The sequence below is a fragment of the Corallococcus sp. RDP092CA genome, assembly GCF_041903675.1.
Lineage (GTDB): Bacteria > Myxococcota > Myxococcia > Myxococcales > Myxococcaceae > Corallococcus.
Window position 1 is genome coordinate 101,486 of record NZ_JAYESI010000010.1, and the last position, 11,903, is coordinate 113,388.

Genomic DNA, 11,903 nt, shown 5'->3' on the forward strand with positions numbered 1-11,903 from the left:
GTATTCCCCAGTGTGTCAGGTGCTGGAGGAAAGCAGGGTGACGGGCCACCCGTGGTTTCCCGCAGGCGTCGGTCCCCTTGGCCCTAGGTACGGGATGGGGGGCGCGCATAGTCTCGGGGTCAACGATAAGGAGTCGTCGCCCGATGCCCCAGTCGCTGCTCGCCACGGATGGCTACAAGTTCAGCATGGCGGAGGCCGGCTGGCCCCTGCGGAAGGAGACGTTCTACTACTCGCACCGCAAGGGCGGGCCCCAGGTGATGCCGCTGGACCTGGAGGCGTGGGTGAAGCGCCTGCTGCCGGAGCCGAAGGCGGATGACTACGCGTTCCTCGCCCGGCACGACTACGAGATGGGCGTGGGCTTCAAGGCGGCCATCCTGCGCCAGGCGCAGCTGTCCGTGCGCGCGGTCCCCCGGGGCGCGGTGTTCCTGCCGCGCGAGCCCGTCCTCACGCTCACCGGCCCGTCCGCCCTGGTGTCCTGGCTGGAGCCGCTGCTGCTCCAGCTCAACTACCGCGTCCAGGTGGCCACGCAGGCGCTGCAGGACCGCGAGGCCCTGGCCCGCACGCTGGCCACGGTGGCGTGCGAGGAGGAGAAGCGCATCGCCCTGGAGACGCTGGACCAGGTGGGCGTGAAGGCCGTGGCCATCCAGGTGGACCCGGAGGGCTACTCGCGGCGCGTGCGGGCGCAGGTGCAGGAGCTGGTGGACGTCGTCGGGGACCCCGCGCGCATCTTCGAGGTGGGCCTGCGCGCGGCGACCTGTCTGGAGCAGCACGCGCTGGCCCTGCGCGCGTGCCAGGAGGCGGGCGTGCAGCGCACGAGCAACGTGGAGGGCGCGCGGGCGCTGGGCATGATTCCCGTGGGCACGATGGGCCACGAGCACGTGCAGCGCTACGGCTCCGACGACGCGGCCTACCGCGCGATGCACGAGCGCCGGCCGCAGCGCTCCAGCTACCTGCTGGACACCTTCGACACGCTGACGTCGGGCATCCCGGCGGCGTTCAAGCTCATCTCGGAGGACCCGCAGGGTGGGGACTCCATCCGGTTCGACTCCGGGAACAAGAAGCTCCAGTACCTCTACGCGGTGACGCGCGCGCGCGACCTGGGCATCAAGCCGGTCATCATCCTGGAGGACGGCCTGGACGCGCGGATGACGCGCGAGTTCGAGGAGCTGCGCGAGCAGGTGGGCTGGGAGCCGACGATGCAGTTCTACGGCTACGGCGGCCACATCGTGGCGCGCACCATGTCCCACGCGCTGACGCGGGACCGGGTGGCGGCCATCTACAAGCTGTCGTGCTCGGGCGCGACGCCGGTGATGAAGTTCGGCAACGAGCTGGCCGAGGGCAAGCAGAGCATCCCCGGGACGCCCGTCGTCTTCCGCCGCCGCACGGGCAGCGGGCCGCTCGGCCTGGTGGGGCAGGCGGGGGAGCCGACGCCCCAGGGCTACTTCCCGCTGATGGACTCGGCCCCGTCCGCGCCGTCGCTGGTGGGGACCGAGGGCCTGACGGCGGAGGAGCAGCGCATCGGATACACTGCCACCACGCAGGCGCTGGTGGAGTCCATCACCCGGCGCCACTTCCCGCAGGGCCGCTGACCCCACCCGGGCGCGGCGGCTTCACGGGCCTCCACGAGGACGTCATGCCGCTGCCCCTTCCCCGGTTCCACGACGAAGCCCGCGTCGGTCAGCTCTACCTGGAGCGCGTGGCGGAGGTCTCCGCCGAGGCCTCCCGCTACGCCGCCGAGCACCGCGTGCGCCCGGCCCGCGAGGACCGCCTCCGCATCGCGGCGTTCGGCATCGACGCGCAGGTGGCCTTCTGCACGCCGGGCGCGAGCCTCTTCGTCCCGGGCGCGGTGGAGGACACGCAGCGCACGCTGCGCTGGCTGTACGCGCACCTGGACCGGCTGACGGGGCTGGTGTTCTCGCTGGACACGCACCGGGCCTTCCAGATCTTCCATCCGGCGTGGTGGAAGGACGCGGAGGGGCGTCCGCCCGCGCCCATGACGGTCATCACCGCGAAGGACGTGCGCGAGGGCCGCTGGCGGGCGACGCGCCATCCGGAGGAGAGCCTGGCGTACTGCGAGGGCCTGGAGGCGAGCGGCCGGTACGTGCTGACCATCTGGCCCTACCACGCGCTGCTGGGGGGCCAGAGCCACGCGCTGGTGCCCGCGCTGTACGAGGCGAGCCTCTTCCACGCGCTGGTGCGGGACACGCCCACGCACTTCGAGCTGAAGGGCGAGCACCCGCTCACGGAGAACTACTCCGTGATGGCGCCGGAGGTGACGGAGGTGAAGGGCCAGCGCGTGGGCGGGTTCAACACGCGGCTGATGGAGCACCTGCTGTCGTTCGACCGCGTGTACGTCTTCGGGCAGGCCAGCTCGCACTGCGTGCTGTCCACGCTGCGGGACTTGCAGCAGTCCCTGGAGCGCACGGACCCGTCGAAGCTCCAGCGCTTCCACATCCTGGAGGACGCGATGAGCCCCGTGCCCGCGCCGCCGTTGCAGCCGCTGCCCGCGGCGCTGGACTTCCCGCGCGTGGCGAGGGAGGCGCTGGAGGGCTTCCGGGCCGCCGGGATGCGCGTGGTGCGGACGACGGAGCCGCTGGAGCCGTAGGGCGCCGCCGCTACCGGCCCAGGTGCGCGAGCGCCCACTTCGCGGTGGCCTCGCGCAGCGTCTCCCGGGCGGTGGCACCGGGGCGGGCCTGCGCGTTCAGCTCCACCACCTCCCGGAAGAGGGACAGCTCCGGGCTGGTGTCCCGCTGCACGACGCCCGCGAAGAGCACCACGTGCGTGCCCTGCGCGCGCGCCAGCCTCGCGAGCGCCACGGGGCCCTTGCCCATGGACGTCTGCCGGTCGAAGCGGCCCTCGCCCGTGAGCACCAGGTCCGCGAGCAGCACCCGCCGATCCAACCCCAGGGCCCGCGCCACCAGGACGTACCCGGAGGTGAGCTTCCCGCCCCCGAGCGCCGCGAGCCCGTAGCCCAGGCCCCCGGCCGCGCCCGCGCCCGGGAGGTTCGCGGTGCCCTCGTCCACGATGCGGCAGAACGTGGCCAGCGCCGCCTCCAGCTCCTCCACCGCCGCCGCGTCCGCGCCCTTCTGCGGACCGAAGAGGCGCGCGGCGCCGTCGCTCCCCAGCAGCGGCGTCGTCACGTCCGTGGCGATGAGCAGCTCCACCTGCTCCAGGCGCGGATGCTTGCCGCTCGCGTCCACGCGCGAGAGCCTGGCGAGGCTCGCCCCGCCCGGCGGCAGCGGCGCGCCGTCCGCGTCCAGGAAGCGGAAGCCCAGCGCCTCCAGCGCGCCCTTGCCGCCGTCCGTGGTGGCGCTGCCGCCCAGGCCGACGATGAGCCGCTCGCACCCCGAGTCCAGCGCCGCGCGCATCAGCTCTCCGGTGCCGTGGGTGCACGCGGCGCGCGCGTCCCGCTGCGCCGGAGGCACCAGCGCGATGCCCGAGGCCTGCGCCATCTCCACCACCGCCGTGCGCCCGTCATCCAGCCGCGCCCAGCAGGCCTCCACCGGCGTGCCCATGGGCCCGCGCACCGTGAGCCGCCGACGCTCGCCCCGCGAGCCCGCGAGCAACGCGTCCAGCGTGCCCGGCCCGCCGTCCGCGAGCGGCGCCACGTCCAGCACCACGTCCAGCGAGGCCTCCCGCAGCCCCTCCGCCATGGCGTCCGCGGCCTCGGCCGCGGTCAGGGTGCCCTTGAACTCCTGGGGCGCGAGCAACCAACGGGGGGGGATCATGCGTGAGCGCCCTCGGGCTTGGTCCGCACGGACGCGGAGGGGTTCCGGTGGGCGCTCCGCCACCGCCTTTGCAGCATGGACGTCATCGTTCCTCCCGGGCCGGGGCGGTACCGACCCCCGCATACCATTCCAGGAGGGGACGTGGCCCCCGCAGCGAGGGCATCACGCGCTGTGAAATCCGCTCCAACCGCAGGAGGAGCCGGGACACCGCTTCTGCCGGCTGTCGGGCGGGGCCCTGGATGCGCTGGCAGAAGAACGTGCGGCACCCGAACGGCCGGTCCGCGTACACGGTGCAGCGCAGGCCGCTCGCGTCCAGGTAGGGACAGCCGCCGTCGGCGCGGGGCGATGGGAGGGGCCCGCTGCGCTTGAGCAGCTCCCACTCCGGGAGCCACAGCCAGGGCTGGCGCCGGGTGACGGCCAACTGGCAGCACTCTCCGCTCGCCGGGCACGAGTACGGGGCATACGCCGCGTCCGCCTGGCGGTAGACGGCGCGCGTCTCCTGGAGGGCGCGCTCCAATGCCCGCGTCCCCGGCGCTGGCGTCTCGTCGTCTCCGTCGTCCCAGTCCCGGCGTGCCATGCCTGAGCCGTTCCCCCACGTCGGGGTCCAGTGGATGGACCCCATGGATGGGTCCCACCCTATCTCACAGCATGCGCAGGACGAAACATTTGAGGTAGCGCGTCTCGCGCAGGTTGAGGAGGACGGGGTGGTCGCGGCCGGCGCCCCGGCGCTCGATGATCTGCACCCGGCGCTTCGCGTCCGCCGCGGCGGAGGCCAGCATGTCCTCGAAGGCCTGTTCGTCCACGTGGTACGTGCAGCTCGCGGTCACCAGGATGCCGCCGGGCCGCAGGAGCTGGAAGGCGCGCAGGTTGAGCTCCTTGTAGCCGCGCACCGCCGCCGGGATGGCGTCCTTGTTCTTCGCGAAGGAGGGCGGATCCAAGACGATGGTGTCGTAGCGCTTGCCCTCGTCCACCGCGTCGCGCAGGAAGTCGAACGCGTTGGCCGTCACCACGTCCAGGTTGGTGAGCTTGTTGGCCTGGGCGTTGTCGCGCAGCTGCGCGGAGGCCGCGTCTGAAATCTCCACCGCCGTGACGTGCTTCGCGCGCGTGGCCAGCTGGAGCGCGAACCCGCCCACGTAGCTGAAGCAGTCCAGCGCCTCGCCGAAGGCGTACTGCGCCGCCATGACGTGGTTCTCGCGCTGGTCCAGGAACGCGCCCGTCTTCTGGCCCTCCAGCAGGTCCGCGCGCACGCGCACCAGCCCCTCGTCGAAGGCCACCGGGCCCGGCGGCAGCGCGCCGCGCAGGAGGCCCTTCTCCGGCGTGAGGCCCTCCAGGTGGCGCACGCTCACGTCGGAGCGGTTGACGATGCCCTTGGGGTGGAGCTGCTCCTCCAGCAGGTCCGCGATGAGCGCCTTGCGCTGCTCCATGGCGGGGACCAGGAACTGCACGCTCAAGTAGTCGCCGTAGCGGTCCACCACCAGCCCGGGCAGGCCGTCCGCCTCGCCGTGCACCAGCCGGTACGTCGTCTCGCCGGGGAGTGCGAGCTTGCGCAGGGCCTCCGCGGACTGGAGGCGCTGGCGGAAGAAGTCCGCGTCCACCGGGACGTCGTCGTGGGTGAGCCAGCGCAGGGAGATCTTCGACTGCTTCGAATAGAAGGCCTTGCCGAGGAACCAGCCGCGGCCGTCCACCACGCGCACGACCTCGCCGCCCTGGAGGCCGGGGTCGCCGTTGAGGTCCGCGCGGTAGATCCACGGCGGGCCCGCGAGCCAGCGGTCGGAGCCGCGGCGCAGGAGCACCACCTGGGGCGTGCCGTCCGGGCCCAGCTCCGGCGTCGTGCGGTCCGGGCGGGGCTTCTCGGGGCGTGGGCCGTGCTTCTCCGGACGCGGGCCGGGCTTGCCGCCACGTCCGGGGGGAGGGAGGCCGGGCCGGCCGGAGCGGGGAGGAGAGGAGGGCTTCATCGGAGGCGTCTCGGAGGGAAAGAGGCGGGAACGTCGGCGCGGCGTATACTCGCAACCCGCGTGAGTTACGAGTTGGTCCTTCAGGCGCGGACCCGAGGCGCCTCCTTCGACATGGCACGGGTGGACGCCCTCCTGGCGGCGTGCCCGGGGACCACCCGCCCGGACGGCGTGCGGGAGTGGGACCTGGGGGTGGGCCACATCGAGGTCCTGCCCCTGCGCGACGGCAAGCAGGTGGTGGGCGCGGAGCTGCGCGTGCCGCTGGAGGACCGCGAGGAGCTCATCCGCGAGGCCCTCACGGAGGCGGCCGGCCTGGCGCACAAGGCGCAGCTCCAGCTGTTCGACCCGCAGCTGGGCGAGGTCCTCACCGGGGCCGCCACGGAGCGCGTGGTGGAGCAGTACCTGCGCACGGAGCACTACCGGCGCACGGCGAAGCCGATGGAGATCACCCCCGGCCTGGAGGAGGCGATGGACCGGGCGGCGCGGGTGGACATGGGCATGCCGAACGAGCGCATGTCGCTGAGCTCGCGGCTGGTGCTCTTCGCGGCGGGCGGCTTCGCCATCCTCTTCTTCGTGATGCGCTTCCTGATGGCGCAGCTGCGCGGGGAGTGAGCCGGGAGGGACCTGCCCCACGGGGCGGCGGAGACCCTGCCGGGCGGCAGCGCCGGGTGCCCGGCTCCCCATGGGCGCGAGGGTGAATCTGGCGTTAACGTGCCAGCGTGCTCAAGGTCCTCGTCATCGTCTGCATCCTGTTGCCCCTGGCGGAGCTGTACCTGCTCATCACGCTGGGGCACCACCTCGGGCTGGGGGCCACGCTCGCGCTGCTGGCCGTGTCCGCCGTGCTGGGGAGCCTCATCGCCCGGAAGCAGGGGGAGAAGGTGTTCCGGAACTGGCGCGAGGCCATGGGCGGCGGCGGCGTGCCCGAGGAGGGCCTGCTCAACGGCGTGCTGGTGCTGGTGGGCGGCGCGCTGCTCATCGCGCCGGGGTTCATCTCGGACGTGATGGGGCTCTCGCTGATGGTGCCGCCGGTGCGCCGCTGGGTGACGGCGCGGGTGCGGCGCTCGCTGGAGCAGACGCTGCTGTCGGGCTCCGTGCGCTTCACGCAGGTCGGGCCCATGCCGGGCGCGGATCCATTCCAGGACGCCCGGCGCTTCGACGGGCAGGAGGCGAACGCGACGGTGGAGCCGTCGGAGGGCGACGCGAACTTCCGCCGCCCCCGAAGCGAAGGGGGCGAGGTGGACGCGGAGTTCACCAGCGACGAGGAGCCCCGGGGCTGACGGGCACGCCCTGCGGCGAGCCGTTCCACCGCGGTGTCACGGGCGCCGGCGCGGGCAGGGGCTCGGGGGGCTGGGGGGGCGCGCCGGGCCCGGGCTCGGCGGACATGCGCAGGGCGGTGCGGGCCTCGGTGGCGTAGCGGCCGTTGGGGAACTCGCGGAGGTACTGACGGAACTCGTCCTCCGCGTCCGCGGGCAGGCGCTGCTTGTTGAAGCAGCGGCCGCGCAGGATGCGGGCCTGCTCCCGGTGGCTCGTGCGTGGGCTGGCGGCGGCGATCTCCCCGAGTCCCACGAGGAACCGTCCGCAGGTGGCGGCCGACGTCTGCACCTTGGCGTAGCCGAGGAAGCGCTCATCCGAGTCCTCCGACAGGAGCCCGCCCGGAACGAGCGTGCCCAGCGTCTTGCGCTTCGGCGGCTCCGCGGGCGTGGCCGGGGCCATGGACGGGGCCTGCACGGCCGGCATGGGCGCGGAGGACGCGAGCGAGCCCGCCGGTGAGCCGGGGTAGGGCACGAAGTCGTCGGATGGGGTGGACTCGCGCGGCGACACGTCCACGGGCTTGGGAATCTCCGTGTTGGGCGACTCCAAGGGATTGGCAGCCGTGGCAATCTCCTGGCGAGCCGCTTCCGGAGCAGGAGCGCCGGGCGTCGCCTGGGCCATGGCCTGCGCCGGCGCGGGAGGGGGCTCCCCAGGCGCGGGGGCGTCCGGGGACCTGGCGGTGGGGGCGACGGGCTGGCGCGGGGAGGGGGTGACCTCCGGCCATGAGGGGCTCTTCTTCATGGGCTCGAGGCTCGCGACCGCGGCGCCGGGCTCGGCGGCCCGCAGGTCCTGGAACGCCTGCCGGTCTCCAGCCGAGAGCGTGCGGGGCTTCATCGCCTTGCCCCTGCCCGCGAGCTCCACGCGCTCGCCCGCGTCCACGAAGCGCGGAGGCTGACCGTCCGCGTCCACGCGCACGCGCCCTTCGAGCACGGCCACCGCGGCGCCGGCCGCCGTGCGCTCCACCGAGAAGACCGTCCCCACGACGGAGACCCGCAGGCCCGCGGACTCCACGAGGAACGCGTCGCGCTTCACATGCGAGGCATTGACGGAGAGCCGGCCCTGCTGGACGGTCAGGTGCACGGCGTTCGACTCCGCGCGCGCGAACACCACGTCCGAGTCCGCCGACAGCCGCACCCGGCTCTCATCTGGAAGCCGCAGCACCGCCGACGCCTTCGGGGGCGTGCGCACCGCCATGCCCGAGCGCAGCCGCATCCCGGCCGCGAGCGCACGTTCCTGACCGGTGGCCTCCCGCAGCACCGCGCCGGTGACGCGCTCCGCCTCCGTCGTGGCGACCGCGACCGCTTCCTGCTTCCCGGGCTCCGGGGCCTGCTGGAGCGTGTCCGTCCCCGAGGTGCTCTCCGGAGCCTGCTGGAGCGTGTCCATCCCCGAGGCGCTCTCCGGGGGGCGCTCGTCGGGAGCACCGGCGCTCGGGCCGGTCGCGACCGTGGACTCCGGCCCCCGCGTGGCGCCGCTCCTCCACCTCGACCCGCCCAGCCACACCAGCCACACCAGCAGCGCGACGGCGCAGGCCCCCGCGAGCGTCAGCGCCCAGGGCGACAGGAAGCGCCGCTGGGGCACCGCCATCCGCTTCGCCGCGGCCGCCTTCAGCTTCGCCCCCGTCTCCTCCCACCGGACGGCGGGCTCCACCGTGCGCGCCGTGTGCAGCAGCGCCCGGGCCTCCACCACGCGCCTCCACTCCGCCGCGCACGCGGCGCACGCGGCCACGTGCGCCTCCACCCGGGCCCTGGCGGCGGCATCCAGCTCCCCCGCGGCGAGCGCCCACAGGGCCCCGGTCTCATGGCCGGCCATGGGAACCTCCCACCGGCCGGGCGGCGACCAGACGCTGCATGGCCTCGGTGAACTCCAGTCTCGCGTGGTGCAGGCGGCTGCGCACGGTGTTGGGCGAGCTTCCCACGGCGAGGGCAATCTCGTCCGGGCTCATGCCGCACAGTTCGTGGTAGACGAAGACGATGCGCTTCTTGGGCTTGAGCCGCTCCAGCGCCGCCTCCACCAGCCGGGCGGCCTGACGGCGCTCCGCGGCGCGCTCCGGGTCCTCGCCGGTGGCCACCACCTCCGGCGGCTCCGCGAAGGGGTCCTCCGGTCGGCGCCGCTTCCACCGCAGATGGCTGAGCGCCACGTTGGCGCACACCCGATAGAGGAACGTCTTGAAGCGGGACTCGCCCCGGAAGCCCTTCACCGCCGTGAGCAGCCGCAGGTACGCCTCCTGGACCAGGTCGTCCACCTCCACGCGGTTCCCCACCAGGTGGCGCAGCGTGCGCGCCGCGTCCAGCTTCGTGGCCTCGTAGATCTGCTCGAACGCGGCCAGGTCCCCGCCCTGGACGCGCTGGACCAGGAGCCGCAGCTGGGTCTCCTCCGCGGAAGCCGGCCCACGCGCGCCCGCCACCTCCGCGCCGGACTCCGGCGGGGTCGTGGACGCCCACGTGCGCGCTCCTCGGCTGAACACCCGGACCTCTCCTTCAGGGCGACGCAGGACGTCCCCGTCCTCCAGGGCCGCCCTCCAGTCTGTATCGCGGGTCCAGACGAGCACACTGCCTCCGTGCCCCTAGGTCTCCGGACCAACAAAAAAAGATCAAAAAGATTTGATCAATCTGGCCACCTCTTGCGTCGAAGGCTCTCGAAATTGGATGACCCCCCCGGTGGCCGGTCCGGACCCATCCCATTCCTTTGGAGCCCCCACTCATGAGGAACCTCACGCTTCGCGGCACGTTGGTCGTGCCGTTCCTGACGCTGTTAAGCCTGCTGTCGGGTTGCATCCTCGAGACGAATGGCGGCGGTTACTGGCCCGACGACGACTACGACACCAGCTACGGGTGCTCCACCACGTCCGACTGCGGCTCGAACCAGTACTGTCGCTCCGGTAGCTGCTGGGACCTGGATTCCAACACCCAGGGCTGTGTGTATTCCAGCGAGTGTCCCGGCACGCAGATGTGTATCAACGGCTACTGCGCCCAGTCCTGCTACCGCGACTCGGAATGCGGCGCGAGCGGCCGCTGCAAGGACAACTTCTGCACCTCCACGGGCACCGGCACCACGGACGGCGGCACCAAGACGGACGGCGGCACCAAGACGGATGGTGGCACGAAGCCCGACGCGGGCACGGACGGCGGCACGAAGCCCGACGCGGGCGCGGACGCCGGCACCCCGGTCTGCCGGGTCAATGCTGACTGCGGCACGGACCACTACTGCATCAACGGCCAGTGCCGTCAGCAGTGCGACGGGGACGACAAGTGCGGTCCGGGCGGCGTGTGCATCCAGGGGCTGTGCCAGAAGCCGCAGACGGACCCGAACGCGTGCACCACGGAGGCCCAGTGCCCCACGGGCCGCGACTGCGTGGACGGCCAGTGCCGCGCGCCCTGCAACTCCACGACGGAGTGCTCGGCGGACACGAAGTGCGAGGTGGGCTACTGCCTCCCCATCCCGTCCGGCGGCGAGTGCCAGGCCAACTGCGAGTGCCCGGCCGGCCAGGTCTGCACCAGCGGCCAGTGCAAGTCGCCGCAGCCGGACCCGGGCCAGGCGTGCCTCGCCAACTGCGACTGCCCCTCGGGTCAGGTGTGCACGAGCGGCTATTGCAAGTCGCCGGTGCCGGACGCGGGCTCGGGCAGCAACTGGGACTGCACGGTGAACTGCGAGTGCCCGTCCGGTGAGGTCTGCACCAGCGGCCACTGCAAGCTGCCCCCGACGCAGCCGTCGTCCGACGCGGGGACGTCCGGCGCGGTGTGCCGCGCCAACTGCGAGTGCCCGGCCGGCCAGATGTGCGCGAGCGGCCAGTGCAAGCCGGTGAACCAGGGCTCCGGCAAGCCCTGCCAGGCCAACTGCGAGTGCCCCTCCGGCGAGCGCTGCCAGGAGAACGTCTGCTGGCTGTAGCCGTCAGCGGGTGAGGCTCACCGCGAGGGGGCCACCATGCGCCAGCAGCGGTGGATCTCCTTGCGGTGGAAGTCCTCGGGGATGGAGCGGGGGGTGAGCTCCTCCACCCGTTCCATGCCCCGGGTGGCGGAGTCCTTCAGCTCGAAGCCCAGGAAGTTGGTGGAGAAGTAGAGGACGCCTCCGGGGGCCATGAGCGCCCGGAGGTGCTCCAGCATCCGCACGTGGTCGCGCTGCACGTCGAAGGTCCCCGACATCTTCTTCGACGTGGAGAACGACGGCGGGTCGCAGACGATGAGGTCGTAGCGCTCGTCCCCGTGCTTCGCCTGGTCCTCCAGCCACGCCTTCGCGTCCGCGCGGACGAGCACGTGGCGCGGGTCCGCCAGGCCGTTGAGGACCAGGTTGTCCTCGGCCCAGTCCAGGTACGTGTTGGACAGGTCCACGCTCACGCTGCTCGCCGCGCCGCCCGCCGCCGCGTACACGGTGAACGCGCCGGTGTACGCGAAGAGGTTGAGGAAGCGCTTCCCCTTCGCCTCGCCGCGCACGCGCGCGCGGGTGTTGCGGTGGTCCATGAAGAGGCCGGTGTCCAGGTAGTCGCCCAGGTTCACCCAGAACTTGAGGCCCTGCTCCTCCACCACCAGCCGCTCGCTGCCCTGGCCCACGCGCTGGTACTGCGAGCGGCCCCAGGGCTGGGGCGTGTGCGTCTTCACGCAGATGCGCTCGGGAGGCACGCCCAGCACGGCGGTGACGGCGGCGAGCACCTCGTCGCGCTCGGCGCTCTCGGTGGCGCCCTTCGCGTGGGCCTTGCGGCGGGGGAACTCCACGACGTGGGCGTGGTCGCCGTAGAGGTCCACGGCGTAGGGGTACTCGGGGATGTCCCGGTCATAGACGCGGAAGGCGGTGAGCCCCTGCGCGCGGGCCCACTTGCGCAGGTGCTTCGCGTTCTTGCGCAGGCGGTTCTCGAACATGCCCGCGCCCGGTGTCTGCTGCTTGCCTTCGTCCGACATGCTCCTTCGGTCCTTCCTCTTCA

Annotated in this window: 11 protein-coding genes; 5 read left to right on the top strand and 6 right to left on the bottom strand. The window is 72.8% G+C overall.

The window, feature by feature from the left end; all coding sequences use genetic code 11:
- Positions 1-143 precede the first annotated feature (143 nt).
- Both U8525_RS13695 and U8525_RS13700 read left to right on the top strand, forming a co-directional pair.
- Positions 144-1,589 (top strand): nicotinate phosphoribosyltransferase, encoded by a 1,446-nt coding sequence (locus U8525_RS13695; RefSeq protein WP_374265598.1) that lies wholly within the window; start codon positions 144-146, stop codon positions 1,587-1,589.
- A 44-nt stretch (positions 1,590-1,633) separates the two neighbouring features.
- A complete protein-coding gene (locus tag U8525_RS13700; protein ID WP_374265600.1) occupies positions 1,634-2,605 on the top strand; it encodes a nicotinamidase in 972 nt (323 codons plus the stop codon).
- Between the two features lie 10 nt (positions 2,606-2,615).
- On the opposite strand, the gene U8525_RS13705 is transcribed toward U8525_RS13700, so the two are convergent.
- The 3 genes from U8525_RS13705 to U8525_RS13715 form a co-directional block, all read right to left on the bottom strand.
- Positions 2,616-3,728 (bottom strand): glycerate kinase, encoded by a 1,113-nt coding sequence (locus tag U8525_RS13705; RefSeq protein WP_374265602.1) that lies wholly within the window; start codon positions 3,726-3,728, stop codon positions 2,616-2,618.
- An 82-nt stretch (positions 3,729-3,810) separates the two neighbouring features.
- Entirely contained in the window at positions 3,811-4,305 is a 495-nt protein-coding gene (locus U8525_RS13710) for a YkgJ family cysteine cluster protein (protein ID WP_374265604.1), read from the bottom strand.
- Positions 4,306-4,369: 64 nt separating this feature from the next.
- Positions 4,370-5,683: a class I SAM-dependent rRNA methyltransferase gene (locus U8525_RS13715; RefSeq protein ID WP_374265606.1), complete on the bottom strand. Its 1,314-nt coding sequence runs from the start codon at positions 5,681-5,683 to the stop codon at positions 4,370-4,372.
- Between the two features lie 111 nt (positions 5,684-5,794).
- On the opposite strand from U8525_RS13715, the gene U8525_RS13720 reads away from it, so the two are divergent.
- Positions 5,795-6,292, top strand: a complete 498-nt coding sequence (locus U8525_RS13720; RefSeq protein WP_374265608.1) for a hypothetical protein — start codon at positions 5,795-5,797, stop codon at positions 6,290-6,292.
- A 107-nt stretch (positions 6,293-6,399) separates the two neighbouring features.
- Positions 6,400-6,957, top strand: a complete 558-nt coding sequence (locus U8525_RS13725) for an FxsA family protein (RefSeq protein WP_374265610.1) — start codon at positions 6,400-6,402, stop codon at positions 6,955-6,957.
- Here U8525_RS13725 and U8525_RS13730 read toward each other — a convergent pair.
- A complete protein-coding gene (locus U8525_RS13730) occupies positions 6,929-8,800 on the bottom strand; it encodes a FecR domain-containing protein (RefSeq protein ID WP_374265612.1) in 1,872 nt (623 codons plus the stop codon). The genes U8525_RS13725 and U8525_RS13730 overlap by 29 nt on opposite strands.
- Positions 8,787-9,455, bottom strand: coding sequence for an RNA polymerase sigma factor (locus U8525_RS13735; RefSeq protein ID WP_374265614.1), 669 nt, complete (start codon positions 9,453-9,455; stop codon positions 8,787-8,789). The genes U8525_RS13730 and U8525_RS13735 overlap by 14 nt, the downstream gene beginning before the upstream one ends.
- A gap of 236 nt (positions 9,456-9,691) precedes the next feature.
- Here U8525_RS13735 and U8525_RS13740 point away from each other — a divergent pair, with 236 nt between their 5' ends.
- Positions 9,692-10,876 carry a hypothetical protein gene (locus U8525_RS13740; protein WP_374265616.1) on the top strand — a complete coding sequence of 395 codons (1,185 nt, stop codon included), beginning with the start codon at positions 9,692-9,694 and terminating at the stop codon, positions 10,874-10,876.
- Positions 10,877-10,893: 17 nt separating this feature from the next.
- Here U8525_RS13740 and U8525_RS13745 read toward each other — a convergent pair whose 3' ends face one another.
- On the bottom strand, positions 10,894-11,880 hold the full coding sequence (locus U8525_RS13745) for a class I SAM-dependent methyltransferase (RefSeq protein WP_374265618.1): 987 nt from the start codon (positions 11,878-11,880) through the stop codon (positions 10,894-10,896).
- Between the last annotated feature and the right edge of the window lie 23 nt (positions 11,881-11,903).